Raw genomic sequence first — 26,638 nt, forward strand, 5'->3', positions numbered from 1 at the left:
CCGGCCGGAGCCGGGGCTTTTCACGATCGCCGGGTGCCGTCAGAGGTTGACGCCGTGCGAGCGGAGGTAGGCGACGGGGTCCATGTCGGAGCCGTACTCGGGGCTCGTGCGGGCCTCGAAGTGCAGATGCGGTCCGGTGACGTTGCCGGTCGCGCCGGACAGGCCGATCTGCTGGCCGGGGGTGACCTGCTGGCCCACCGAGACGCCGATGGACGACAGGTGCCCGTACTGGGTGTACGTGCCGTCGTTCATCTTGATCACGACCTGGTTGCCGTAGGCGCCGCCCCAGCCGGCCTCGACGACCGTGCCCGCGCCGACGGAGTGGACGGAGGTGCCGGTCGCGGCATGGAAGTCGACACCGGTGTGGCTGCCGGAGGACCACAGGCTGCTGCCGGCCTGGTAGCCGGTGGACACGTACGAGCCGGAGATCGGGGAGACGAAGGTGTTCAGGCGCTTGCGCTCGGCCTCGCGGGCGGCGCGCTCCTCGGCCTCGCGGGCCTTCTCGGCCGCTTCCTTGGCCTTCTCGGCCGCCTCGGCGGCCCGCTCGCGGGCGGCCTCCTCGGCCTTCTTCTTCGCGGCGGCCTCCTCGGCCGCCTGCTTCTGGGCGACGGCCTGGGCGTCGATCTGCTCGGCGACGGTGTCGCCCAGGGTGACCACGGGGGTGAGACCGGTCTGCTCGGGGGCGGGCTCGGCGGCGAAGGCGGCCGGGGCGGCCACGGTGCCGATGACGCCGGTCGTGGCGAGGGCCGCGACGCCCGCCGCACGGGCCGTGCCGCGCTGGATGCGGCTGGGACGACGGTGCTTGCCGGTGGCGCGGGTGAACGCCATGAAGTGGCTGGTCCTTTCCTTCCTTCTCGCCTACCGGGTTAGCTGACGGGTTCGGAGCAGGAAGGTCTCCTACGGACCCCCTCGCGGCTCGCGCGGGCGTCCGATTCACCCCAGGGACTGCGGTTGGGTCCCCGGCTCCCCTGGCTCGCGCCGTACGGGGACTCGGCGATGACTGTTCGGTGCCGCGGGTGCGGCGCACTGCCTGACGAACAGCCCGGACGACGCTAAGCGGCGTCACTTTCAATTCCCAAACGGATCCCGGCTTTTGTAGTGCATCCCACAGGCCAGACAGGCAACCTCCGTATCAATTCGGGCATAAGGGAGCCCTGGTGCCTTGGAAGACGACCAGGGCTCCCGCGCGGGTGCCGCTACTCGGCGGTGACGACCGAGACCTCGCCGATGCCGAGGGCCTCGACGGGCGCCTTGATCTGCGCCGCGTCCCCGACGAGGACGGTCACCAGCCGGTCCACCGGGAAGGCGCTGACGACCGCGGCGGTGGCCTCCACGGTGCCGGTCGCGGCGAGCCGGCGGTACAGCGCGGCCTGGTAGTCGTCGGGCAGGTGCTGCTCGACCTGGTCGGCCAGTGTGGAGGCGACGGCCGCAGCCGTCTCGTACTTCAGCGGCGCGACGCCGACCAGGTTCTGCACGGCGACGTCCCGCTCCGCGTCGGTCAGCCCCTCGGCGGCCAGGGTGCGCAGCACCGTCCACAGGTCCTGCAGGGCCGGGCCGGTGTTGGGCGTGTCCACCGAGCCGCTGATGGCGAGCATCGAGGCACCGGTGCCGTCCGGGGCGGACCGCAGCACCTGGGCGAACGCCCGCACCCCGTAGGTGTAGCCCTTCTCCTCGCGCAGCACCCGGTCCAGACGGGACGTCAGGGTGCCGCCGAGGCAGTACGTGCCGAGCACCTGGGCGGGCCACACGCGGTCGTGCCGGTCCGGGCCGGTGCGGCCGATGAGCAGCTGCGTCTGGACGGCGCCCGGGCGGTCGACGATGACGACCCGGCCCGTGTCGTCGGCGGTGACCGGCGGCACCGGACGCGGCTCGGCCCGCGAGCCGGTCCAGGCGCCCAGCGTGTCACCGAGCAGGGCGTCGAGGTCGATGCCGGTCAGGTCGCCGACGACGACGGCGGTGGCCGTGGCGGGGCGGACGTGCTTCTCGTAGAAGCCGCGCACGGCGGCGGAGTCGATCGCGGCGACGGTCTCCTCGGTGCCCTGGCGGGGCCGGGACATGCGCGAGTCCGCCGGGAACAGCTGCCGGGACAGCTCCTTGGCGGCCCGGCGCGAGGGGTTGGCCAGCTCGTGCGGGATCTCGTCGAGGCGGTTGCGGACCAGCCGTTCGATCTCGCTGTCCGCGAACGCGGGTGCCCTCAGTGCGTCGGCCAGCAGGCCGAGGCCCTTCTCGAGCCGGGAGGCCGGGACCTCCAGGCTGATGCGGACCCCGGGGTGGTCGGCGTGCGCGTCGAGGGTGGCGCCGGCGCGCTCCAGCTCGGCGGCGAACTCCTCGGCGGAGTGCTTGTCGGTGCCCTCGGAGAAGGCCCGCGCCATGATCGTGGCGACGCCGTCGAGGCCGGCCGGCTCGGCGTCCAGGGGCGCGTCCAGCAGCACCTCCACGGCGACGACCTGCTGGCCGGGACGGTGGCAGCGCAGGACCGTCAACCCGTTGCCGAGCGTGCCGCGCTCCGGAGCCGGGAAGGCCCACGGCTTGGCCTCGCCCGCCTGCGGCCGGGGGTGGAAGTCCATCGTGGCGAGCTCGGTCACTTGGCCGCCTCCTCGTTGTCGTCGCCGGCCGCGGCTGCGGCGCCGGCGGCATCGTCGGTCTCGTCGGCGACGGGCTCGTAGACGAGCACCGCGCGGTTGTCGGGGCGCAGGCGGGCCTTGGCGACCTCCTGGACCTCCTCCGCCGTGACCTCCAGCACCCGCTGGACGGCGGTCAGGGCGAGCTGCGGGTCGCCGAACAGCACGGCGTACCGGCACAGTTCGTCGGCGCGGCCCGCGACCGTGCCGAGGCGGTCCAGCCACTCGCGCTCCAACTGGGCCTGGGCGCGCTCCATCTCCTCGGCCGTGGGGCCCTCCTCGGCGAACCGGGCGAGCTCCTCGTCGATGGCGGCCTCGATGACCGGCACCTCCACGTCACCGGAGGTCTTCACGTCCAGCCAGCCCAGGGAGGGCGCCCCTGCCAGCCGCAGCAGGCCGAACCCGGCCGCGACGGCCGTACGGTCGCGCCGCACCAGGCGGTTGTACAGGCGGGAGGACTCACCGCCGCCGAGGACGGTGAGGGCCAGGTCGGCCGCGTCGCACGCGCGTGTGCCGTCGTGGGGCAGCCGGTAGGCGGCCATCAGGGCGCGCGCCGGGACCTCCTCCTCGACGACCTCGCGCAGCTGCTCGCCGATGGTCTCCGGCAGGGAGCCGTCGCGCGGGGCGGGCTTGCCGTCGTGGCCGGGGATGGAGCCGAAGTACTTCTCGACCCAGGCCAGCGTCTGCTCGGGGTCGATGTCGCCGACCACGGAGAGCACGGCGTTGTTCGGCGCGTAGTAGGTGCGGAAGAACGCGCGCGCGTCCTCCAGGGTCGCCGCGTCCAGGTCGGCCATCGAGCCGATCGGGGTGTGGTGGTAAGGGTGGCCCTCCGGATACGCGAGGGCGGTGAGCTTCTCGAAGGCGGTGCCGTACGGGACGTTGTCGTAGCGCTGGCGGCGCTCGTTCTTGACGACGTCGCGCTGGTTCTCCATCGACTCCTCGTCGAGGGCGGCCAGCAGGGAGCCCATGCGGTCGGCCTCCAGCCAGAGGGCGAGCTCCAGCTGGTGGGCGGGCATGGTCTCGAAGTAGTTGGTCCGCTCGAAGCTGGTGGTGCCGTTCAGCGAGCCGCCCGCTCCCTGGACGAGCTCGAAGTGGCCGTTGCCCTTGACCTGGGCGGATCCCTGGAACATCAAGTGCTCGAATAGGTGAGCCAGCCCCGTACGCCCCTTGACTTCGTGGCGCGAGCCGACGTCGTACCAGAGGCACACCGCCGCGACCGGGGTCAGGTGGTCCTCGGAGAGCACCACGCGCAAGCCGTTGGCCAGGCGGTGCTCGGTCGCTGTCAGGCCCCCGGAGCCTGCCTGGGCTGTGGCCGTGTGACCCATGGGCATGTACGTCCCTTCGATCGCGGAGCGGTCTTCACAACCGCGGATTCGTGCCGGTCCTGCCACTGTATGCAAGCGCGCGAAGCCCCGGTGAAGTTCCCGGCGCCGGCCTCGGTCCGCGGGCGCGGGCACCGCTTGCCCCGGGTGCTGGTCCCGCTTGTCAGTGCGGCGGTCCACAATGGTCCGCGTCAGATCTGGATCGCAGCAGCAAGGAGCCGGCAGCGATGGCCCGCCGCAGCACGAAGACCCCGCCGCCCGACGACGCGTACGAGGAGCGGATCCTCGACATCGACGTCGTCGACGAGATGCAGGGCTCCTTCCTCGAGTACGCGTACTCGGTCATCTACTCCCGCGCCCTGCCGGACGCCCGCGACGGCCTCAAGCCGGTGCACCGGCGCATCGTGTACCAGATGAACGAGATGGGCCTGCGCCCCGAGCGCGGGTACGTCAAGTGCGCCCGTGTCGTCGGCGAGGTGATGGGCAAGCTCCACCCGCACGGCGACGCGTCGATCTACGACGCCCTGGTGCGCATGGCCCAGCCGTTCTCCATGCGCGTCCCCCTGGTCGACGGCCACGGCAACTTCGGCTCGCTGGGCAACGACGACCCGCCGGCCGCCATGCGGTACACCGAGTGCCGCATGGCCGAGGCGACGAGCCTGATGACGGAGTCGATCGACGAGGACACGGTCGACTTCAACCCCAACTACGACGGCCAGGAGCAGGAACCGGCCGCGCTGCCCGCCGCCTTCCCGAACCTGCTGGTCAACGGCGCCTCGGGCATCGCGGTCGGCATGGCGACCAATATGCCGCCGCACAACCTGCGCGAGGTCATCGCCGCGGCCCGCCACCTGATCAGGCACCCGAACGCGGACCTCGACGCACTGATGAAGCACGTCCCGGGTCCGGACCTGCCCACCGGCGGCCGCATCGTCGGCCTGTCCGGCATCCGCGACGCCTACGAGAGCGGCCGGGGCACGTTCAAGATCCGTGCCACCGTGTCGGTGGAGCAGGTGACGGCCCGCCGCAAGGGTTTGATCGTCACCGAGCTGCCCTTCGCGGTCGGCCCGGAGAAGGTCATCGCCAAGATCAAGGACCTGGTCGGCTCGAAGAAGCTCCAGGGCATCGCCGACGTCAAGGACCTGACCGACCGCGAGCACGGCCTGCGCCTGGTCATCGAGATCAAGAACGGCTTCGTGCCGGAGGCGGTCCTGGAGCAGTTGTACAAGCTGACGCCGATGGAGGAGTCCTTCGGCATCAACAACGTGGCCCTGGTCGACGGCCAGCCGCTCACGCTGGGCCTGAAGGAGCTGCTGGAGGTCTACCTCGACCACCGCTTCAACGTGGTGCGGCGGCGCTCGGAGTTCCGCCGCGCCAAGAAGCGCGACCGCCTGCACCTGGTCGAGGGCCTGCTGACGGCCCTGCTGGACATCGACGAGGTCATCCGCCTGATCCGCTCCAGCGAGAACTCCGCGCAGGCCAAGCAGCGCCTGATGGAGCAGTTCTCGCTGAGCGAGGTGCAGACGCAGTACATCCTCGACACGCCGCTGCGCCGGCTGACCAAGTACGACCGCATCGAGCTGGAGACGGAGAAGGACCGGCTCAACGCGGAGATCGAGGAGCTGACCCGGATCCTCGACTCCGACGCGGAGCTGCGCAAGCTGGTCTCCTCCGAACTGGCCGCCGTCGCCAAGAAGTTCGGCACCGACCGGCGCACGGTCCTGCTGGAGTCGGGCGGTGCCCCGGTCGCGGCCGTGCCGCTGCAGGTCGCCGACGACCCGTGCCGGGTGCTGCTGTCCTCGACGGGTCTGCTGGCCCGTACGGCCGACGCCGAGCCGTTCGCGGAGGACGCCGGCGCCAAGCGCGTCAAGCACGACGTGATCGTCTCCGCGGTGCCGGCGACGGCCCGCGGCGAGATCGGCGTGGTGACCTCCTCGGGCCGGCTGCTGCGGCTGAACGTGGTCGACCTGCCCCAGCTCCCGGAGTCCCTCCCGACGCCGAACCTGGCGGGCGGGGCCCCGCTGGCGGAGTTCGTGTCCCTGGAGGGCGACGAGACGGTGGTCTGCCTGACCACGCTCGACGAGTCGTCCCCGGGCCTGGCGCTCGGCACGCAGCAGGGTGTCGTCAAGCGGGTGGTGCCGGACTATCCGTCCAGCAAGGAGGAGCTGGAGGTGATCACCCTCAAGGAGGGTGACCGGATCGTCGGTGCCGTGGAGCTGCGCACCGGGGACGAGGACCTGGTGTTCATCACCGACGACGCCCAGCTGCTGCGCTTCCAGGCGTCCCAGGTCCGCCCGCAGGGGCGTCCGGCCGGGGGTGTGGCGGGTGTCAAGCTCGCCGAGGGCGCGAAGGTCATCTCCTTCACGGCGGTGGACCCGGCCGCGGACGCGGTCGTCTTCACGGTCGCGGGCTCGCGGGGCACGCTGGACGACTCGGTGCAGACGACGGCCAAGCTGACGCCGTTCGACCAGTACCCGCGCAAGGGCCGGGCGACCGGCGGTGTCCGCTGCCAGCGGTTCCTGAAGGGCGAGGACTGCCTGTCCCTGGCCTGGGCGGGTCCCGCTCCGGCGCGTGCCGCGCAGAAGAACGGCACTCCGGCCGCCCTGCCGGACATCGACCCCCGCCGTGACGGATCGGGCGTGTCCCTGGCGAAGACGGTGGCCGTGGTGGCCGGGCCGGTCTAGGCCGGGCCGGCGGGATCCTCCTCGGGGTCGCGTACGTACCGCAGGACGCCCCACATGCCGTGCTGGTCGGCCTGTGGGGCGTCGTCCTCGCACGCCGCCAGTTCCTTGCCGACAGCGGTGGTGTCGATGCCGGAGCCGATGAGGACGAGCTGGGTGAGGCGCTCCTCACCGGCGGGCCAGGGCTCCGGGTAGAAGCGCAGGAACCGCCCCACGGCGTGGACGGCGTACCGGTTGCGCACGTCGTACGGCCCGAAGTCGACGTAGCCCTTGATCCGGTACAGCCCTCGGGGGCGGCTGTCGAGGAACGCCATCAGCCGGCGGGGGTCGAGGGGCACGGACGAGACGAACGAGACGCTGTCGTAGGCGGCGTGCAGGTGCCCGGCGTGCTGATCGTGCTCACCCCCGCCGTGGTCGTGCAGGTCGTCGAAGGACAGCTGTCCGATGCGCTCCTCGCTCGGCCGGCAGTCGAAGAGGAACCCGGGGTCGATGCGGCCGTAGGTGGCCGGGACGACGGCGGCGCCGTCGGCGAGGGACCGGACCAGCCCGAGGACGCGTTCGCCGTCCACCGCCCGGTCGAGCTTGTTGACCACGACGAGGTCGGCCAGCGCGAGGTGCCGGTCGATCCCGGGGTGCCGGGAGCGGGTCGCGTCGAACTCGGCGGCGTCCACCACCTCGACCAGTCCGCCGTAGACGATTCCGGGGTGCTCGCTGGCCAGCAGCATCCGCACCAGCTCCTGCGGTTCGGCGAGGCCACTGGCCTCGATGACGATGACGTCGATGCCGAGGGAGGGCCTGGCGAGCCGCTCCAGGTAGTCGTCGAGTTCGCTCGCGTCGACGGCGCAGCACAGGCACCCGTTGCCCAGGGAGACCGTCGAGTCGCCGAGCGCCCCGGCCACGGCCATCGCGTCGATCTCGACGGCCCCGAAGTCGTTGACGATCGCACCGATGCGGCTGCCACCGCTGCGGTGCAGGAGGTGGTTGAGCAGTGTGGTCTTGCCCGAGCCGAGGAATCCGGCCAGGACCACGACCGGGATCTGCTGCGGTTGCGGGCTCGGCTGGCTCACCGTGCGACCTCTTTCACGCCGACGCGCGCACCGGCTCGCGTTGGCGGCACACGCAGGAGGATGGGATGCCGCCCCAGGATACGAGCGAGGGTTGCAGCCGTGGGAGGTCCCCGGACAGTCACGAGGCCCGCCTGTTCCGCGTCGTCGAGCAGGCCGTCCGCGACATACAGGGCCGAGGTACCCCCAGCCCGTCGTGAGGCCGGCGGCCCTCAAGCGGGTACCGGTTGCGGCGCCTCCGGCCCCACGTACCGCGCCACCGGGCGGATGATCTTCGTGTCCTCCGCCTGCTCCAGGATGTTCGCGCTCCAGCCCACCACCCGCGCGGCTGCGAACGTCGGGGTGAACATCTCGCGGGGCAGGCCGCAGAGCTCCATCACCACACCCGCGTAGAACTCGACGTTGGTGTGCAGGTGGCGGCCGGGCTTCAGCTCCGCGAGGATCGCCTCGACGTGCCGCTCGACCTCCACCGCGAAGTCGACCCGCGGACCTCCGAACGACCGGGCGACCTCCCGCAGCATCCGCGACCGCGGGTCCTCCGTGCGGTAGACCGCGTGCCCGAACCCCATGATCCGGTCTCCGGCGAGCACCCGCTCGCGCACCCAGGAGTCGATGCGGTCCGGGGTGCCGATCGCGTCCAGGGTGTCCAGAGCGCGACTGGGTGCACCACCGTGCAGCGGCCCCGACAGTGCCGCGACCGCTCCGGCGAGACAGGCCGCCACGTCCGCCCCGGTCGAAGCGATGACCCGGGCCGTGAAGGTGGACGCGTTGAATCCGTGGTCAATGGTGGAGATGAGGTACTGCTCGATCGCCCGGGCGTGCCGCTCGTCCGGCGTTGATCCGGTCAACATGTAGAGGTAGTTCGCCGCGTAGGACAGGTCCCGGCGGGGCTCGATCGGTTCCATCCCGTGCGCCAGCCGGTGCAGCGCCGTGAGCAGAGTGGGGACGGCGGCCGTCGCTTCCAGCGTGTTGCGCCGACGCTCCTCCTCGCCTGTGTCGTACACGGGGCGGAAGCCCTTCGCCGAGCCCAGCAGCGACAGTGCCGTCCGCATCCCGGCGAGCGGGCCGGAGCGCCCGCCCGCCGCAGCGATGAGGGGCAGCGCCGCCCGCACCTCGCCGGGCAGGGGCCGCAGCGCCGCCGTCTCTGCCGTGAAGGATGCGCGCTGAGCCGCGTCCGGAAGTCCGCCGTGGACGAGGAGGTACCAGACGTCCTCGAACCCGCGGCTCCGGGCGAGGTCGACCGCCGAGTACTGCCGGTAGTGGTAGAAGCCCTCGCGCCCGCGGACGTCGCCGATGCGGGTGTCGGTGACGACCACGCCGGCGAGCCCTCGCGGGGCGTCGAGAAGAACGCTTGTGGACCTGTTGACGGACATCGCTGCCTCCTTGTACTTGATTCGACTGTCTATGCTTGACTGAATCCTGTCAATATTGATTGAATCAACACTTCAGTCAATGGCTGCGCGGACGGATACGGTGACCCCCATGCGCGATCAAGAAACCGCCTCACCGCACCCGGAACGGAGGCTGACCACCAAGGAGGCCGCCGAGCTGCTCGGGGTGAAACCGGAGACGCTGTACGCGTACGTGAGCCGCGGGCAGCTCAGCAGCCGACGGGCACCCGGCGGCCGGGGCAGCACCTTCGACGCCGGGGAGGTCGAGGCGCTCGCCCGGCGCAACCGGCGGGAGAGCGCGGCCGCTTCGGGCTCCGGCGGCGAACTGGGCGTGCGCACCCGCATCACCCTGATCGAGGGCGACCGGTACTACTTCCGCGGTGTCGACGCGGTCGAGCTGGCGGCCCGGCACACCTACGAAGAGGTCGCCGAGTGGCTGTGGACCGGCCGGATGCGCCGGGGCGCCACGTTCGACGCGCCCGAGGCCGCCGTCACGACCGCGCGCCGCGCGGTCGAGGCCCTGCCCGAACACGCCTCCCCCGCCGACCGGTTGCGCGTCGCGACCATCGCCGCCGCCACCGCCGACCCGCTGCGCTTCGACCTGTCCGAGGACGCCGTGCTCGGCACCGCGCGCACCCTCATCCCCACCCTCGTCTCCGCTCTCCCCCAGGCATGGCCCGAACGACGTGACGACGGCCCCCTGGCCCACCGGCTGTGGACCCGGCTGTCGCACCACGAGGAGCCGGACGAGGCGTCCCTGCGGGCCCTCGACACCGCACTCGCCCTGCTCGTCGACCACGACCTGGCCGCCTCCACGCTCGCGGTGCGCGTCGCCGCATCGGCCCGGGCGCACGCCTACGCGGCCGTCTCCGCCGGGCTCGGCGTGATCGAGGGCCCGCTGCACGGCGCGGCCAGCGGTCTGGCGCACCGGCTGCTGCACGACGTGCTCGACCGGGGTGACGCGGCACCGGTGATCGCGGACGAACTGCGTGCCGGGCGCCGCATCCCCGGGCTCGGTCACCGGCTCTACCGGGGCGAGGACCCACGCGCGCGTGCGCTGTTCGCCCTGCTCGAGCACGTCCCGCGCGCGGAACCCGCCCTGCTCGCCGCCCGGGACATCGTCCGGACGACCGCCCGGCACACCCCGCTGCACGCCAACGTGGACCTGGCGCTGGCCGTGCTCACCACCTCGTGCGGCATGTCCGCCGGCGCGGGCGAGACGATCTTCGCCGTGGCCCGGACGGCGGGCTGGATCGCCCATGCGCTGGAGGAGTACGGCGAGCGTCCCCTGCGCATGCGTCCGAGCGGTCTCTACGCGGGCCCGAAGCCGCCCCGGCCGCTGCCGGAGTAAAGGTCCGCGCCCGGGTGACACGTCAGGGGTGAACCACTGCCGGAGTAGCAGGAGACGGGGCCGAAATGAGCTCACGCGCAACTCAGGTTAGGCTCACCTCTGTGAGTACGTGCTCAAGCGTCTCCCGGGACTCCGACGAGCCCGTTTCGGGAACCGCGGCCACCGCGAGGACCTGGCTGTTGCTGGAACAGCCCGGTCCGTGGGGTGTCAAGGCGCTCACTTCGAGCCACCTGGACCCCGTGGTGGGACGTGCCCTGGAGGCCGCCGCCAAGGACACGGGCGTACGGATCGTCCTCATCCGCCGCCCGGGGCGGCACGCGGACCGCCGGATGCCCGCCACGCGCCGGGTGTTCGCGGCCCACACCGTTCCGGGGAAGGTGTGGCTGCACAGCGCCACGACCTCCGATCCCGCCCGGCTGCTCGACCTCGACTTCGCCGCGCTCGGCCGGGGCGAGCACGCCGGCTTCGACGTCGTACTCGGCGGCCGGGCCCACGACGGGGACCCCCTCGCCCTCGTCTGCACCAACGGCAAGCGCGACCGCTGCTGCGCCCTCCTCGGCCGGCCCCTGGCCGCCGAACTGGCCGCCTCCGGGGTCCAGGGCGTCTGGGAGGTCACCCATCTGGGTGGTCACCGCTTCTCCCCGACGGCGCTGGTCCTGCCGTACGGCTACGCCTACGGCCGGGCGGAGGCCCACGCCCTCAAGGAAGTCCTGCACCGTGCCCGCGAGGGGCGGATCGTCGTGGCGGGCTGCCGGGGCGGTTCGGCCTGGGAGCGGCCCGGCCAGGCGGCCGAGCTGGCCGTGCGCCACGCAACCGGCGAGGACGCGGCGGAGGTGCTGAGCGTGGTGCGGACGACCGGCGCCGCGCCGCGCTGGGAGGTCACGGTCGCCCACGTCGACGGACGCCGCTGGCGGGTCGACGTGTCGCAGAGCGCCGCACTGCCGCCGCGGCCGGAGAGCTGCGGGGCGGCTGTCCTCGGGTCCCCCGCGCGGATGGACGTGGTGGCGGTGCGCGAGGAGAGGCTGACGACGGCCCTGGCGAGCTGACCGGCGGGCGGGCGGACGACGGCGGCGCAGGCCAACCGGCCGTGCGTCGGGAGTGGGGGGACGGCGGCTCGGCCGGACGGGTCCGCTGCGACCCCCCCTGCCACGTGGACGCCGTCCTCAGGCGGGCAGGTGTTGATCAAGAGATCCATGCCACACCCGTTACGGCGGGTGGACGGGCGCACGTACCGTCTTGGGTATGAGCCCCACTCCACCCGCTCGCCGCCTGCGCCTCGGCCTGCCCCGGCGGGTCTTCTCGCAGGTGCTGCTGATGCAGGTGGCGATCGCCGCGGGGGTCGCGGTCCTGGCCACCGGGCTGTTTCTCGCGCCCCTCGGCGACCAGCTCGACGACCAGGCGATGCGCCGCGCACTGGCGATCGCGCAGACGACCGCGCAGCAGCCGGGTCTCGCGCAGCAGGTGCGGAACACGCCGCCCGTCGTGAACGGCCCGGTGCAGAGGGAGGCGGAGCGGATCCGCAGGGCCACCGGGGCCGAGTACGTCGTGGTGATGGACTGGCGGGGCGTGCGCTGGTCCCACACCGACCCGGAGCAGATCGGCGGCATCGTCTCCACCGACCCGGGCCAGGCCCTGGCCGGCCGGGAGGTCATGGAGATCGACGACGGCACCCTGGGCCGCTCCGCCCGCGGCAAGGTGCCCCTGCGCGACCGTGACGGCACCGTCGTCGGCGCCGTCTCCGTGGGGATCGCCTACGACAGTGTCCGGGCCCGGCTGATCCACGCCATCCCGGGACTGCTCGCCTACGCCGGCGGTGCCCTGGCCGTGGGCGCGCTGGCCGCCTGGCTCATCTCCCGGCGGGTGCACCGGCAGACCAGGGACCTGGCCTTCTCGGACATCGCGGCGCTGCTGTCGGAGCGCGAGGCGATGCTGCACGGCATCCGGGAGGGTGTCGTCGCCCTGGACCGCACCGGCCGCATCCGGCTGGTCAACGACGAGGCGCAGCGCCTGCTCGGCGTCGGTCACACCGTGGTCGGCCGCACCCCGGACGAGGCGCTCGGCACGGGCCGTACCGCCGACGTGCTGGCCGGCCGGGTCACGGGCACCGACCTGCTCACCGTACGCGGCCAGCGGGTGCTGGTCGCCAACCGCATGCCCACGGACGACGGCGGCGCCGTGGCCACCCTGCGCGACCGCACCGAGCTGGAACAGCTGGGCCGTGAGCTCGACTCCACGCGCGGCCTGATCGACGCCCTGCGCGCCCAGGACCACGAACACGCCAACCGGATGCACACGCTGCTGGGGCTGCTCGAGCTGGAGATGTACGACGACGCCGTCGAGTTCGTCGGCGAGGTCGTCGGGGACCACCGGGCGACCGCCGAGCAGGTGACCGGGCGGATCGAGGATCCCCTGCTCGCCGCCCTGCTGGTGGGCAAGGCGACCGTCGCGGCCGAGCGGGGCGTCGCCCTGGGGGTGTCCGACCGGACGCGGCTGCCCGACCGGCTGGTCGACCCGCAGGGCCTGGTCACCGTCGTCGGGAACCTGGTGGACAACGCCCTGGACGCCGTGGCGGGCAAGCCGCACGCGCGCGTGGAGGTCGAACTGCGGGCCGAAGGCCGTACGGCGATCCTGCGCGTGCGGGACACGGGCCCGGGAATCCCGCCCGAGCACCGTGAGTTGATCTTCACCGAGGGATGGTCCACGAAGAAACCCCCGGCACACCGGGAACGGGGCATCGGACTCTCCTTGGTGCGCAGACTGGCCGAGCGGCAGGGCGGCAGCGCCACGGTCGGCGAAGCGCACGGCGGGGGCGCGGAGTTCACCGTCGTCCTGCCCGACGCGCTGGCCGAGACCGGCCCCGCACCGGCCCTGACCGGGCCGCCGTCCCGGCTGACCCCGCAGGAGGAGTCGTGATGATCGAGGTCCTGGTCGTGGACGACGACACCAGGGTCGCCCGGGTGAACGCCGCCTACGTCGAGAAGGTGCCCGGCTTCCACGTCGCCGCGGAGGCGCACAACGCCGCGGACGCGCTGCACCGGCTCGAGACCCTGCCCGGGCTGGACCTGGTGCTCCTGGACCACTACCTGCCCGACGAGACGGGACTGGCCGTGGTCCGGGAGATGCGCCGGCGCGGCCTGCACACCGACGTGATCATGGTGACGGCGGCGCGGGACGTGTCGACCGTCCAGGCGGCCATGCGGCACGGCGCGTTGCAGTACCTGGTCAAGCCGTTCGCCTTCGCCGGACTGCGCGCCAAGCTGGAGGCGTACGCCGAGCTGCGCCGCACGCTCGACGGCGGCGGGGAGGCGGAGCAGGCCGAGGTCGACCGCATCTTCGGGGCGCTGTCGGCAGGTTCGGAGCCTTCCCTGCCCAAGGGGCACTCCCCCACCACCGCGGAACTCGTCCGCCAGTGCCTGCTGAGCGCCGACGGCCCCCTGTCCGCCCAGGAGATCGCCGAACGGACCGGAGTGAGCCGGCAGACCGCCCAGCGTTATCTGAAGCTCCTGGAACGCACCGGGAGGGCCCGGCTGACCCTGAAGTACGGCGACGCGGGCCGTCCGGAACACCGTTACGTGTGGGCGACCCGCGGCTGACGGCTCCGCCTCGCCGTACCGGCCCGGGGCTCCGGTGGAACCCGCCCGGTATCCGGCTCGGAATCGGCCGTGCGGTCCGCTGTCATGCCGCCCCCGCGCCCGTCAGCGACCGCACCTCGGTCTCCGCCTGCTTGGCCTCGTCCGGCGCCTCCGCCGAGGTGACGGTGCCGAGCCAGCCCGCGAGGAAGCCCAGCGGTATCGAGACCAGGCCCGGGTTCTGCAACGGGAAGTACCGGAAGTCGGCGTCCGGGAACACCGCGTCCGGGCTGCCCGAGACCACCGGGGACAGCACCACGAGCACCACGGCGGGAACCAGTCCGCCGTAGACCGCCCACACCGCGCCCCGGGTGGTGAAGCGGCGCCAGAACAGGGAGTAGAGCAGCACGGGGAGGTTGGCCGACGCGGCGACGGCGAAGGCCAGGCCCACCAGGAACGCCACGTTCAGGTCCCTGGCGAGCAGGCCGAGGGCGATCGCCACCGCCCCGACCCCGACGGCCGCGATCCGGGCCACCGCCACCTCACTGCGTGGCCTGCCGCCGCCGCGCCGCAGGGACGCGTACAGGTCGTGGGCCACGGACGCGGAGGAGGCGAGCGTGATGCCCGCGACCACGGCCAGGATCGTGGCGAAGGCGACCGCGGCGACGATCGCGAACAGCACCGTGCCGCCCGTGGACCCGGCACCACCGCCCAGGTCGAGCGCCAGCAGGGGGACCGCGGTGTTCCCCGCGGCGTTGGAGCCGCGCACCACGTCCGGTCCCAGGACGGCCGCCGCACCGAATCCGAGCACGATCGTCATCAGGTAGAAGCCGCCGATGAGGCCAATGGCCCACACGACGGAACGGCGCGCGGCCCGTGCCGTGGGCACGGTGTAGAAGCGGGACAGGATGTGCGGCAGCCCCGCGGTCCCCAGCACCAGGGCCAGCCCCAGACTGATGAAGTCGAGCCGGGCCGTCCAGTCCCCGCCGTACTTCAGTCCGGGCGCCAGGAACGCCTGTCCGTGTCCGCTGCGCTCCGCCGCCGTGAGCAGCAACCGGTCCAGGTCGCCGTGGAACCGCAGCAGGACGAGCACGGTCAGCGCGGCGCTGCCGCCGAGCAGGAGGACCGTCTTGACGATCTGGATCCACGTCGTGGCCCGCATGCCGCCCAGCGACACGTAGATCACCATGAGCACGCCGACCCCGATGACGGTCCAGGACCTGGCCGCCTCACTCGTGCCTCCGAGGAGCAGCGCCACCAGGCTGCCCGCGCCGACCATCTGCGCCACCAGGTACAGCACGGAGACGGTCACCGACGACGTCCCCGCCGCGATCCGTACCGGCCGCTCCCTCATCCGTGCCGCCACCACGTCCGCGAGGGTGAACCGCCCGCAGTTGCGGACGAGTTCGGCCACCAGGAACAGGACCACCAGCCAGGCCACCAGGAAGCCGACCACGTACAGCAGTCCGTCGTAGCCGAACAGGGCGATGAGTCCGGCGACCCCGAGGAAGCTCGCGGCCGACATGTAGTCGCCCGCGATGGCAAAACCATTCTCCATGGGTGAGAAGAGCCGCCCGCCCGCGTAGAACTCCTCGGCCGAACCACGCCGGTTGCGACTCACCCACGTGGTGATCCCCAGGGTGACCGCGACGAACACGCTGAACAGCAGCAGCGCCAGGGTCTGGTGCTCGCCGGTCACGAGGCACCTCCGTTCGCCTCGCGCGTCAGTTCCTGTGTGTCCCAGCGCAGTTCGAGCGCGGCCCGGTCCCTGCGCAGTCGAGCGTGCCGTGCGTAGGCCCAGGTCAGCAGGAAGGTGGTGAGGAACTGCCCGAGCCCCGCGGCCATGCCGACGTTCACCGCCCCGGCCACGGGCCGCGCCATGAGCTGCGGCGCCGTCGTGGCGGCCACGACGTATCCCACGTACCAGGTGAAGAACGCCGCGAAGGCCGGCACCACGAACCTCCGGTACCGCCGTCGCACCTCCTGGAAGGCGGCGCTGCGCTGCACCTCCAGGTAGATGTCAGCGGCGGCGACGCCGGTCTCCCCCTCCCGCACCGGCGGGACGGCCCCCTGCGCCGGGACATCGGCCGACTCTCCCCAGCCGCTGGCGAGGGCGTCGTACCAGGGATCGTCGTACCTCGGCTGCCCGGCCGGCCCGGCCGGCCCCGGGTCACGACCGCCGAGTTGCTCGACCGGACTCTCCTGACCGGCCCCGGATCCGCGGGAACGGTCCTTGCTTGACTGCATGTCCAAGGATGGACAGAACGGGAAGATCCCCGACTCTTCTTCCCCGCGCGCTTCACCCCATCAGGTGATTCACCCGGCCGGTGGCCCCACCGGCCCCTCCCCGCAGGCGTAACGCACCGCCTGCGCACGGCCCTTGATGCCCGTCATCGGGTACGGCACCGGTGGGCACGGCCGCTGCCGTCCCCACCGGTGTGTGTCCTGCGCCCGCCGGGTGCCCGCCCCGGCGGGGTGCGTCCTATGCGTCGATCCGCGACCGGTCCAGTGTCGCCGCCGAGTTGGAGATGAACTCCTTGCGCGGCGCCACGTCGTTGCCCATCAGCAGGTCGAAGACCTGCTCCGCGGCTTCCAGGTCGGACAGGTTGATCCGGCGCAGGGTGCGGTGACGCGGATCCATGGTCGTCTCGGCCAGCTGGTCGGCGTCCATCTCGCCGAGACCCTTGTAGCGCTGGATCGAGTCCTTGTAGCGGACGCCCTTGGTCTGGAACTCCATGAGCTTGTCGCGCAGTTCCCGGTCCGAGTACGTGTAGACGTACTTGTCCTGGCCCTTCTTGGGCTGGACGATCTCGATGCGGTGCAGTGGCGGCACCGCGGCGAAGACCCGGCCCGCCTCGACCATCGGCCGCATGTAGCGGTGGAAGAGGGTCAGCAGCAGCGTGCGGATGTGGGACCCGTCGACATCGGCGTCGGTCATCATGATGATCTTGCCGTAGCGGGCGGCGTCGATGTCGAAGGTGCGGCCCGAGCCGGCTCCTATGACCTGGATGATCGCTCCGCACTCGGCGTTCTTGAGCATGTCCGTCACGGACGACTTCTGGACGTTGAGGATCTTGCCCCGGATCGGCAGCAGCGCCTGGAACTCGGAGTTCCGCGCGAGCTTGGCCGTGCCGAGCGCGGAGTCCCCCTCGACGATGAACAACTCGCTGCGGTCCACGTCGTCACTGCGGCAGTCGGCCAGCTTGGCCGGCAGGGACGAGGACTCCAGGGCCGTCTTGCGGCGCTGTGCGTCCTTGTGCTGCCGGGCCGCGATGCGCGTACGGGCCGCGGCGACGGCCTTCTCCATCACGACGCGGGCCTGCTGGGCCGCGTCCCGCTTGGTGGACGTCAGGAAGGCCTTGAGTTCCTTGCTGATCACGTTGCTCACGATGCGGCGGGCCGCCGAGGTCCCCAGAACCTCCTTGGTCTGCCCCTCGAACTGGGGCTCCGCGAGGCGCACGGTGACCACCGCGGTGAGGCCCTCCAGGGCGTCGTCCTTGACGATGTCGTCCTCGGCGACGCGCAGCAGCTTCTTCGCCCGCAGCACCTCGTTCATCGTCGCGGCGACGGCCTGCTCGAAGCCCGCGACGTGGGTGCCGCCCTTGGGGGTGGCGATGATGTTCACGAACGACTTCAGCGTCGTGTCGTATCCGGTGCCCCACCGCAGCGCGACGTCGACGTCGAGTTCCCGGGTGACCTGGGTGGGGGTCATCTGCCCGTGCTCGTCCAGGACGGGGACGGTCTCCCTGAAGGTGCCCTGGCCGGAGAAGCGCAGGACGTCGCAGATCGGCTTGTCGGTGGCCAGGTACTCGCAGAACTCGCTGATGCCGCCGTCGAAGCGGAAGGACTCCTCACCCTTGCTGCCGCCCTCGCCGAGGCCGTACTCGTCGCGCACGACGATGGTCAGGCCGGGCACCAGGAAGGCGGTCTGGCGGGCGCGCTGGTGCAGGTTCTCCAGGGAGAGCTTGGCGTCCTTGAGGAAGATCTGGCGGTCGGCCCAGTAGCGCACGCGGGTGCCGGTCCGGGACTTGGGGATCTTCCTGGCCTTGCGCAGTCCGCTCTTCGCCTCGAACTTGGCGTCCGGGCCGTTGCCGGAGAAGGCCCCGGGCACCCCGCGCCGGAAGCTGATCGCGTGGGTGTGCCCCCCGCGGTCCACCTCGACGTCCAGGCGGGCGGACAGGGCGTTCACCACGGAGGCGCCGACGCCGTGCAGACCGCCGGAGGCGGCGTAGGAGCCACCGCCGAACTTGCCGCCGGCGTGCAGCTTGGTCATGACGACCTCGACGCCGGACAGGCCGGTCTTGGGCTCGACGTCGACCGGGATGCCCCGGCCGTTGTCCCGGACCTCGACCGAGCCGTCGTCGTGGAGGATCACCTCGATGTGGTCGCAGTAGCCGCCGAGGGCCTCGTCGACGGAGTTGTCGATAATCTCCCAGAGGCAGTGCATCAGGCCACGGCTGTCGGTCGAGCCGATGTACATTCCGGGGCGCTTGCGGACGGCCTCGAGCCCCTCGAGGACGAGCAGGTGCCGCGCGGTGTAGTTGGAACCGTCCCGGTCTGCTCCTGCCAGCAGAGCTGTGGACGGCACGGACGTATCGGCGGTCACGCGGTTCGCTCCTCGCTGAATTTCAGATGGGGCCCTCGTGGGTAAGGGCGCGGCGTCTGTCACCGGTGAGAGGGTACCGAGGCCTGGTAGAGCCCTTGTAACGCCACCCTCGTCGGAAACTCAGACTAGTCCACACTCGCATGCTTGTTCGATCCCTCGATGGAGTGAAGCACACATCACGTTCCCTTCGAGGCATGAACCATTTAGGCTCCGGGCACGTCCTCATGAACAACCGGCAACCCAGCCGGGAGGACCGACCACCGATACACGCGAAGCCCCGTACGACACATAGACACGCAATACGGCACATTCGCCGCCAACCGGCAGCAGACAGCCGCCTCGCAAGATTCTTTCGAGGAAAAGCCACGAGCGGGAACGTTTTGGGGCTGGTTGGATGTTGACCCTGGTACGACAGCTCGTCGAGCTAGAGAAGAGGCGACGTGACTACTGTTCTGACCCCTGCGAGCCAGTTGACGGCCGCTGATCGCTGCGACCGCTGCGGCGCCCAGGCGTACCTGCGCGTCGTCCTGCTCAGCGGCGGAGAGCTGCTCTTCTGCGCCCACCACGGGCGCAAGTTCGAGCCGGAACTCAAGAAGATCGCCGCTGAGATACAGGACGAGACGGAGCGGCTGACGTCCGCTCCCGCGACTGCCTCCGAAGAAGAGCGCTGACACCGCGCGTCCGACGACGAGCCAGCACGGCACAGGCCGGTGAACGGGCGGCTGCCCCTGGATCCAGGGGCAGCCGCCCGTCCTCGTCCGCGCCCCGCAGTTCAGGCTGCGGACGCCACCGGGGGTCTCCTCACGCCCGGCTCCAGCCGAGCGTGCGGATGATCTCCGACACACGCATGTAGACCCCCGGGTTGCCGGCCCGGCCACAGCCGATCCCCCAGGACACCAACCCGATCAACCGCCCCTGGGCCACCAGCGGCCCTCCGCTGTCCCCCTGACAGGCGTCCCGGCCGCCGTCCACCTCCCCGGCGCAGAGCATGGTCCGGGCGTCGTAGGTGCCGTCCGCTCCCCCGGGATAGGCCTCCTCGCAGACCGCGTCGGCGAGGACGCGCACGGGTGCCGCCCGCAGGCTGCTCGGATACTCCCCGGCCCCCGAGACGTCGCCCCAGCCGTACACCGTCGCCGCACCGCCCGCGGTGTAGGCGGGGTCACCGTCCGGGGCCATCGCGATGACCGACTCACCGGGCAGCGGTTCCGCCAGGGTGAGGACGGCGAAGTCCCCGGAGTTGCTGGCGCCGTCGTACGCCGGGTTGACCCAGGTACGCTGCACGGCGACCTCCCGGCCGGACGAATCGGCCAGGTCGGTGCGGCCCGCTATGACCTTGAGGTCGCGCACCCGCTCCGGCGGCCCGCCGAGCACCTCCCGGCCGAGACAGTGGGCCGCGGTGAGGACCGTGCTGGGGCCCACCACGACGCCGCCGCAGAACTGCCCGGCCCGCGTACCCCCGAACCGGTCACGGCTCGCCAGGGCCACCGTCCAGGGGCTGTGCGCCACGTCGACGGGGAAGCCGCCTATGACGACACGGTCGGAGGCCTCGGCGGCACCGGCACTCATGGGTATGACGGACAAGGCGGCTGCCAGGGCCACGGCTCGGGCAAGGCGACGACGCATAGGGACTCCTCACTCCGTGGGGTCGGTGAGACACCCAGAGTGGTCCACCGCGCCGCCCCTCGCACCCGCTCAGGCGGCACGGGAAAGGCCCGGTCCCCCGCGGGGGACCGGGCCTTCCGCCGTACGCCGGTGATCAGTCGAGGTAGTCGCGCAGCACCTGGGAGCGCGACGGGTGGCGCAACTTCGACATGGTCTTGGACTCGATCTGGCGGATCCGCTCACGCGTGACGCCGTAGACCTTGCCGATCTCATCGAGGGTCTTCGGCTGACCGTCGGTGAGACCGAACCGCATCGAGACGACGCCCGCCTCGCGCTCGGAGAGCGTGTCGAGGACGGAGTGCAGCTGCTCCTGCAGGAGCGTGAAGCTGACCGCGTCGGCCGGGACGACCGCCTCGGAGTCCTCGATGAGGTCACCGAACTCGCTGTCGCCGTCCTCGCCCAGGGGGGTGTGCAGCGAGATGGGCTCACGGCCGTACTTCTGGACCTCGATGACCTTCTCGGGGGTCATGTCGAGCTCCTTGGCCAGCTCCTCCGGGGTGGGCTCGCGGCCCAGGTCCTGGAGCATCTGGCGCTGGACGCGCGCGAGCTTGTTGATGACCTCGACCATGTGCACCGGGATACGGATGGTGCGGGCCTGGTCGGCCATGGCGCGGGTGATCGCCTGGCGGATCCACCAGGTGGCGTACGTGGAGAACTTGTAGCCCTTGGTGTAGTCGAACTTCTCGACCGCGCGGATCAGACCGAGGTTGCCCTCCTGGATGAGGTCCAGGAACAGCATGCCGCGGCCGGTGTAGCGCTTGGCCAGGGAGACCACCAGGCGGAGGTTGGCCTCCAGGAGGTGGTTCTTGGCGCGGCGGCCGTCCTCGGCGATGATCTCCAGCTCACGCTTGAGCTTCGGCGCGAGCTTGTCGGCGTTGGCCAGCTTGTCCTCGGCGAACAGGCCCGCCTCGATGCGCTTGGCGAGCTCGACCTCCTGCTCGGCGTTCAGCAGGGGGACCTTGCCGATCTGCTTCAGGTAGTCCTTGACCGGGTCGGCGGTGGCGCCGGCGGCGGCGACCTGCTGCGCGGGCGCGTCGTCCTCGTCCTCGTCGGACAGTACGAAGCCCGCGGCCTCGGTGCCCTCGGGCTCCTCGCCGGCCTTGCCGGGGGCCGCCTCCTCGAGCACTTCCTCTTCGAGGATCTCGGCGTCGTCCTTCTTGGCGGTGGTCTTCTTCGCGACCGCCTTCTTGGCGGTCGCCTTCTTCGCGACCGTCTTCTTGGCGGTGGTCTTCTTGGCAGCCGCCTTCTTCGCGGCGGGCGCCTCTTCCTCGACGGCGGGCTCCTCGGCGGGCGCCGCCGGCGTGGCGGTGGCGGTGGCCTTCCGGGTGGTCACCGCCTTGGCCGCGACCGTCTTGGTGGCGGTGCGCTTGGCGGGGCTCTTCGCTGCGACGCTCTTTCGGGTGCGCTTGGGCTCTGCGGCACTGACCATCAGCGTCACACCCTCTTCCTCGAGGATCTGGTTGAGGCTGCGCAGTACGTTCTTCCACTGAGTGGCCGGAATCTGGTCAGCTTCGAAGGCCCGACGCACGTCATCGCCGGCGATCTGCCCCTCAGCCTTTCCCCGCTCAATGAGCGCCATGACAGAGACGGACTCGGCGATCTCCGGCGGGAGCGTACGGGATGTGCTGGCCGACACGAACAACCTCTCGGAACGTTGGAAAACGGCTTCCGGCCCCATCCACGGGGGACAGGAGCCGACCGCCGGCTTGGGGATGGGCCGACGGTGCGGGCGGGGGCCGGGAAGATGCACAGCGCCGTGAACGACGTCCGTATTCCCTCCGCGGCTGTCACCTCTTAGGTCATCGCGTTCTTCCCGCGAGCGTTACGCCTAATCTCCGTGGCCCGAGTCACACCCCGTAAGCGAACAAAAACGGTCAGAAGCAGGCACAGGGGGTCAGTCAGGATGTCGGTCCGACCGAAACCGCAGACCGAAGCCTCGCAGCACGCGGAGGGGCCTTCGGGCGCCTGACGCGAGGGCCCCAGGGCGCCCGATGTGAGGACCCACAGCGCCGTCGGACCCCGCCGGATCGCGATGATCCGGCGGGGTCCGACGGGAGGCGGATCACCGGCCGGGCGCTGCCACAGGAGGGGGGTGGCACACCCGGCCGCGCCGCCCGCGGAACGGGGTCAGTGCTCGCGCGGGGCGGGCACCACCCGTTCCACCTCGGGGTGGACCGTGAGCAGTTGGCGCATCGCCGCTTCGGCGCCCGCCCCGTCGCCGGTGGCGAGGGCGTCACAGATGCGGCCGTGGTGGGCGAGAGACGTCTCATTGGGCCGGTCACAGCCCGCGATCGGCCCGCCGGAGACCTGGAGGGCGGCGGACACGATGCCCGACAGGTGCTCGAGCATGCGGTTGCCGGCGACCTGGATGAGCATCGAATGGAATTCCGAGTCGGCGCGGGAGAAGGTGAGCGCGTCACCCTGGGCCATCGCGTGCCCCATGATCTCGACCATGTCCGCCAGGCGCTGCTGGACGTCCTCGCGCCCGTGACCGGCGGCGAGGCGGGCGGCGAGCGGTTCGATCGTCCAGCGCAGCTCGCTCAGCTCGCGGCGCTGGTCGTCGCGCTGCGGCCCGAAGGCACGCCACTCGATGATGTCCGGGTCGAGGAGGTTCCAGTCGCTCACGGGGCGCACACGCGTACCGACGTTCGGACGGGCGCTCACCAGGCCCTTGGCCTCCAGGACGCGGAGGGACTCGCGCACGACGGTGCGGGAGACCTCGAAGCGCTGGCCGATCTCCTCCGGCACCAGGGGACGGTCGGCCCCCAGGTCACCGGAGACGATCATCTGACCCAGCTGCTGGACGAGTTGGCCGTGCAGTCCGCGGCCGCGGCTGCCCGCGGCGCGCCGGCCCACGCGGCCCAGCTCGTGGTCCGCTCCGTCCCAGGCGGGGACCCCGACCCGGTCGACGCCGGGCGCCTCCGCGTAGGGGTAGCGGTCGAGTTCGCCCGGGTTCGCGAGGCCGGAGTCGGCGGAGCGGGCGGCGGTCATCATGGTGTGCGCAAGGGTACTCACGCATCCTTTGTCGGCGCCGTCTCCAACTCCCTTGAGGTCTTTGGTGAAAAGCACACGAAAGGGTGATCGCTCACCCCGTCGCAATTGACGCCTTATCGGAAAGAAATGGGCGTTCTGCGGGGAGTTGTGCGCATGGCCGAACTAAGGGTTACGGACAGTCGTCACCTGAGTCTGCTCCGCAACGAGGTGAAGAGGTACCCGCAGAGCAGCGTGGCCAGCGACAACGTCAGGGCGCCGCCGACCGGTTGGGACACCAGGCCGAGCGCGGCCTCCAGGTACCTCTCGCCACCGAAGGGCCACCGAGGAACGAGCGCTTCCCGCAGCCTCGCGGGAAGTCCGGCCGCGCTTCGCACGGACGGTCCGGTCACGAGCTTGTGCACGACGGGCACGACGAGGAGGGGAACGGCGGCCACCGCGGCGAGCCCGGCCGATGTGGACCGGAAGATCCCCGCCGCCAGCACTCCCGCCCAGGCGCAGCCGACCACGAGACCGATCCAGCCCGCGCCGAGTACGAGCCAGTCGGCGGGAACCCGGGCGAGCTCCGGTCCGTAGACGAGGTACAGCACTTCGGCGTCACAGCCGACGGTGAGCACGGCCAGCAGCAACGCGGCGGCCGAGGAGACGGCCAGTTTGGCGGCCAGCAGCCCCAGTCGCCGGGGCACGGTGCCGCGGTCCGCCGCGAGGGCGGGGTGGCGGAACTCGTCCCCGAAGGCCAGCGCGCCGAGCAGTCCCGCGCCGAGCGCCGCGGGCGGCAGGGGCAGCTCACGCGGCCATGCGGCGAGCAGACGCGGCTGCGGCGTGTGCCCGATCCGGGCCAGCACGACGGCGGTCGCGGCGGAGACGGCGAGCACGACGGCCCCGGTGAGGAAACCGGTGCCCACTCCGGCGGCACGACGGATCTCGTAGCGCAGCGGGCGGAGCGGGCCGGGTGCGGGGCAGACGGAGATCGGGGGTGGCAGAGGGGAAAGCCGGTCGGGGCTTCGGGCCGGGCGAGCGGTGCGGGGGGCCGGAGCGGTGGACGCGGAGCGCTCCGTCCGCGCGGCGCGGGGAGACGCGGCAGCGGGTGGCGGGTCTCCCGCCGCCGGCGGATTCCGGGGCCGAGGCGATTCGGCGGGTGGCTGTGGTTCTGGGCCCGACGGTCGCCCTGGTACCCGTCGCGGTGCGAGAGCCGGTCGCGGTGAAAGGTCCGGTCGCGGTGAAGGGTCCGGTCGCGGTGAGGGGTCCGGCTGCTGGTTCGTGGCCGGCCGCGCTCCGGGGGCCGGCTGTGGCTCCGTTGTGCCCGTTTCCGGGACATCTTCGGTGGGATGCCCGTCGAGTGTGAGGTCTCGCGGGGAGGTCTCCGCTGAAGGTTCCCGCTCGTCCGTGGACAGGTGAGCGCTGACGTCGTCCGGTGCGCTGTTGCCGGGAAGCGGCGACGGCGCGGGGGCCGGCAGTGCGGCACTCACGGACCGGGACTCGACGTCCTTGCACCCCGGCACCTCGTGAGGCAACGGCCGAGCGTCGGGAGCGGCTCCTGCACCGGGGCCCATGTCACCGATCTCGTCGGCCAGTTGGTGGACGACGATGCCGTGGCGGAAGGCGGTCTCGCCGATGTCCGCGCAGCTACTGCCGTAGACGGAAAGCCGGTTGCCGCCCTCTCGGACGACCTCGACGGAACGATGCGCGGTGCGTGCCTGCTTGGCCAGGAGCGCCGCCAGACGGACCGCGTGCGGGCTGCGTACGGCGACCCGGGGACGGAGTCGGGTACGTGCGAACTCCGCGGCTTCCTGGTCGGCCACGAGCCTGCCCCGTTCGAGGGTGACGACGTGGTCGGCGGTGCGAGCGGCCTCCTTGGGGTCGGCCGTGCTGAACAGGACCGTGCCACCCTGTCCGGCGTGCGCACGCAGCGTGTCGTGCATCCAGGTGCGCTCACGGGCCGAGAGCCCGGCGGTCGGGCCGTCGAGGACGAGGGTGTGCGGGTCGGCCAGAAGGGCACACGCCAGGCCGAGTCGACGGTCCATGCCGCGTGAGAGCGTGCCGAGGCGCTCGTCGCGCAGGCTCACCAGGCCGACGGCCTCCAGGACTTCGTCCGCTCGCCGCACCGGAACGCCCACGGCCGCGCACAGCATGCGCAGATGACCGCGGACCGTGCGGGCCGGGTGCCCCGGCACATCACCCAGCAGCACTCCGACCTCTCGTGAGGGGTGGGCGATGCGGTGCAGCGGGCGGCCGCGGAAGTGCGTGATGCCGCGGCCGTGTTGGAGTTCGAGCATGAGTCTGAGCACTGTCGTCTTGCCGGCGCCCGGCGCTCCGAGCAGCGCGGTGACGCGGCCGGCTCGCGCCTCGAAGGAGACGTCGTCGGCTGCGGGCGGGCGCTCATCGCGGGGCTTGCTGGTCAGTCCGAAGGCCTCGATCACCCGCAGCAAGATAGCGTGCTATGTCCGGTTTTCCGGGCAGCGCGAGGTCCGCGCAGGGCATGGTGAGAGGCGGGTCGGAGCCGGCGTGAGCGGCTTCCGCCTCCCGGTGTGGCTCGTGCCCGCGCCGCCGGTCAGACCTCGGGGCGCAGCATCGGGGGGTTGAGCAGCGTGGCGCCACCCGCGCGGAACAACTGCGCGGGGCGTCCGCCCTGGCGGGTGGTCGTCCCGCCGGTGGGGACGAGGAAGCCCGGAGTGCCCGTGACCTTGCGGTGGAAGTTGCGCGGGTCCAGCGCCACGCCCCACACCGCCTCGTACACCCGGCGCAGCTCCCCCACGGTGAACTCCGGCGGGCAGAAGGCCGTTGCCAGCGACGAGTACTCGATCTTGGAGCGGGCCCGCTCGACCCCGTCCGCGAGGATCTGCGCGTGGTCGAAGGCGAGCGGGTCGACCAGTTCCGCGTCGCGCCCGAAACCGCTCTGCTGCAGCAGTTCCTCCACCGGGGCCCACCGCGCGTTGCTGGCGTCGCCCCCCGCCCGGGGCGCGGGCAGATCCGGAGCCAGCGCCAGATGCGCGACGCTCACGACCCGCATTCTGGGATCCCGCTTGGGGTCGCCGTAGGTGGCGAGCTGTTCCAGATGAGCGCCGTTGTCCTGGGCGGGAACGGAGGGGTCGTGGACACGCAGTCCGGTCTCCTCCGCGAGTTCGCGCGCCGCGGCCTGCGCCAGGTCCTCGTCGGCCCGTACGAAACCACCGGGCAGCGCCCACCGGCCCTGGAACGGCGGCTCGCCCCTGCGTACCGCAAGCGCACAGAGCGCGTGGCGGCGCACGGTCAGCACGACCAGGTCCACGGTGACGGCGAAGGGCGGAAACGCTGACGGGTCGTAGGGCATGCGGCGATCATAGTCGTCTGCCTGACGATAAACACTCCCTTCGCCGGTTCCGCCGGCCATTGATCCACTT

General features: G+C 71.8%; 19 protein-coding genes and 1 riboswitch. Of the genes, 6 read left to right on the top strand and 13 right to left on the bottom strand.

Going from position 1 to position 26,638, the window contains the following annotated elements:
- Positions 1-39 precede the first annotated feature (39 nt).
- The 3 genes from Q5694_RS25330 to Q5694_RS25340 form a co-directional block, all read right to left on the bottom strand.
- The gene (locus Q5694_RS25330) at positions 40-828 is read right to left on the bottom strand and encodes a M23 family metallopeptidase (RefSeq protein ID WP_333935649.1); all 789 of its coding nucleotides are present in this window, start codon (positions 826-828) and stop codon (positions 40-42) included.
- A gap of 13 nt (positions 829-841) precedes the next feature.
- A riboswitch (cyclic di-AMP (ydaO/yuaA leader) is annotated at positions 842-1,006 on the bottom strand.
- A gap of 190 nt (positions 1,007-1,196) precedes the next feature.
- Entirely contained in the window at positions 1,197-2,585 is a 1,389-nt protein-coding gene (locus tag Q5694_RS25335) for a M16 family metallopeptidase (protein ID WP_333935650.1), read from the bottom strand.
- Positions 2,582-3,952, bottom strand: a complete 1,371-nt coding sequence (locus Q5694_RS25340; protein ID WP_333935651.1) for a M16 family metallopeptidase — start codon at positions 3,950-3,952, stop codon at positions 2,582-2,584. Before Q5694_RS25340 ends, Q5694_RS25335 begins: the two co-directional genes overlap by 4 nt.
- Before the next feature lie 218 nt (positions 3,953-4,170).
- Between Q5694_RS25340 and Q5694_RS25345 the strand changes: the two genes are divergently transcribed.
- Entirely contained in the window at positions 4,171-6,627 is a 2,457-nt protein-coding gene (locus tag Q5694_RS25345; protein WP_333935652.1) for a DNA gyrase/topoisomerase IV subunit A, read from the top strand.
- On the opposite strand, the gene Q5694_RS25350 is transcribed toward Q5694_RS25345, so the two are convergent.
- Complete coding sequence (locus Q5694_RS25350; protein WP_333935653.1) at positions 6,624-7,691, bottom strand: CobW family GTP-binding protein; 1,068 nt, start codon at positions 7,689-7,691, stop codon at positions 6,624-6,626. The two genes, Q5694_RS25345 and Q5694_RS25350, sit on opposite strands and share 4 nt — an antisense overlap.
- A 209-nt stretch (positions 7,692-7,900) precedes the next feature.
- A complete protein-coding gene (locus tag Q5694_RS25355) occupies positions 7,901-9,061 on the bottom strand; it encodes a citrate synthase/methylcitrate synthase (protein WP_333935654.1) in 1,161 nt (386 codons plus the stop codon).
- Between the two features lie 109 nt (positions 9,062-9,170).
- Here Q5694_RS25355 and Q5694_RS25360 point away from each other — a divergent pair, with 109 nt between their 5' ends.
- The 4 genes from Q5694_RS25360 (at position 9,171) to Q5694_RS25375 (ending at position 14,023) form a co-directional block, all read left to right on the top strand.
- Positions 9,171-10,430: a citrate synthase gene (locus Q5694_RS25360; protein WP_333935655.1), complete on the top strand. Its 1,260-nt coding sequence runs from the start codon at positions 9,171-9,173 to the stop codon at positions 10,428-10,430.
- A 101-nt stretch (positions 10,431-10,531) separates the two neighbouring features.
- Positions 10,532-11,476, top strand: a complete 945-nt coding sequence (locus Q5694_RS25365; protein ID WP_333935656.1) for a sucrase ferredoxin — start codon at positions 10,532-10,534, stop codon at positions 11,474-11,476.
- 196 nt (positions 11,477-11,672) lie between these two features.
- Positions 11,673-13,343, top strand: coding sequence for a sensor histidine kinase (locus Q5694_RS25370; protein ID WP_333935657.1), 1,671 nt, complete (start codon positions 11,673-11,675; stop codon positions 13,341-13,343).
- On the top strand, positions 13,343-14,023 hold the full coding sequence (locus Q5694_RS25375) for a response regulator (protein ID WP_333935733.1): 681 nt from the start codon (positions 13,343-13,345) through the stop codon (positions 14,021-14,023). The genes Q5694_RS25370 and Q5694_RS25375 overlap by 1 nt, the downstream gene beginning before the upstream one ends.
- An 82-nt stretch (positions 14,024-14,105) precedes the next feature.
- Here the strand turns inward: Q5694_RS25375 and Q5694_RS25380 are convergent, their stop codons facing one another.
- The 3 genes from Q5694_RS25380 to Q5694_RS25390 all read right to left on the bottom strand — a co-directional run bounded on the left by Q5694_RS25380 (position 14,106) and on the right by Q5694_RS25390 (position 18,605).
- Positions 14,106-15,698: a solute symporter family protein gene (locus Q5694_RS25380; RefSeq protein WP_333935658.1), complete on the bottom strand. Its 1,593-nt coding sequence runs from the start codon at positions 15,696-15,698 to the stop codon at positions 14,106-14,108.
- Positions 15,695-16,246: a DUF485 domain-containing protein gene (locus Q5694_RS25385; protein ID WP_333935659.1), complete on the bottom strand. Its 552-nt coding sequence runs from the start codon at positions 16,244-16,246 to the stop codon at positions 15,695-15,697. The genes Q5694_RS25380 and Q5694_RS25385 overlap by 4 nt, the downstream gene beginning before the upstream one ends.
- 235 nt (positions 16,247-16,481) lie before the next feature.
- Positions 16,482-18,605 (bottom strand): DNA gyrase/topoisomerase IV subunit B, encoded by a 2,124-nt coding sequence (locus Q5694_RS25390; RefSeq protein ID WP_333935660.1) that lies wholly within the window; start codon positions 18,603-18,605, stop codon positions 16,482-16,484.
- Between the two features lie 440 nt (positions 18,606-19,045).
- Between Q5694_RS25390 and Q5694_RS25395 the strand changes: the two genes are divergently transcribed.
- On the top strand, positions 19,046-19,276 hold the full coding sequence (locus Q5694_RS25395) for a DUF7455 domain-containing protein (protein ID WP_010034922.1): 231 nt from the start codon (positions 19,046-19,048) through the stop codon (positions 19,274-19,276).
- Positions 19,277-19,406: 130 nt separating this feature from the next.
- Here the strand turns inward: Q5694_RS25395 and Q5694_RS25400 are convergent, their stop codons facing one another.
- The 5 genes from Q5694_RS25400 to Q5694_RS25420 form a co-directional block, all read right to left on the bottom strand.
- On the bottom strand, positions 19,407-20,228 hold the full coding sequence (locus Q5694_RS25400) for a S1 family peptidase (RefSeq protein ID WP_333935661.1): 822 nt from the start codon (positions 20,226-20,228) through the stop codon (positions 19,407-19,409).
- A 133-nt stretch (positions 20,229-20,361) separates the two neighbouring features.
- The gene (locus Q5694_RS25405; RefSeq protein WP_333935662.1) at positions 20,362-21,903 is read right to left on the bottom strand and encodes an RNA polymerase sigma factor; all 1,542 of its coding nucleotides are present in this window, start codon (positions 21,901-21,903) and stop codon (positions 20,362-20,364) included.
- A gap of 491 nt (positions 21,904-22,394) precedes the next feature.
- Positions 22,395-23,282, bottom strand: coding sequence for a FadR/GntR family transcriptional regulator (locus tag Q5694_RS25410; RefSeq protein WP_333935663.1), 888 nt, complete (start codon positions 23,280-23,282; stop codon positions 22,395-22,397).
- A gap of 161 nt (positions 23,283-23,443) precedes the next feature.
- A complete protein-coding gene (locus Q5694_RS25415) occupies positions 23,444-25,678 on the bottom strand; it encodes an ABC transporter ATP-binding protein (RefSeq protein ID WP_333935664.1) in 2,235 nt (744 codons plus the stop codon).
- A gap of 131 nt (positions 25,679-25,809) precedes the next feature.
- The gene (locus tag Q5694_RS25420) at positions 25,810-26,568 is read right to left on the bottom strand and encodes an NUDIX hydrolase (protein ID WP_333935665.1); all 759 of its coding nucleotides are present in this window, start codon (positions 26,566-26,568) and stop codon (positions 25,810-25,812) included.
- Between the last annotated feature and the right edge of the window lie 70 nt (positions 26,569-26,638).

It is taken from the genome of Streptomyces sp. AHA2, from assembly GCF_036857595.1.
Classification (GTDB): domain Bacteria; phylum Actinomycetota; class Actinomycetes; order Streptomycetales; family Streptomycetaceae; genus Streptomyces.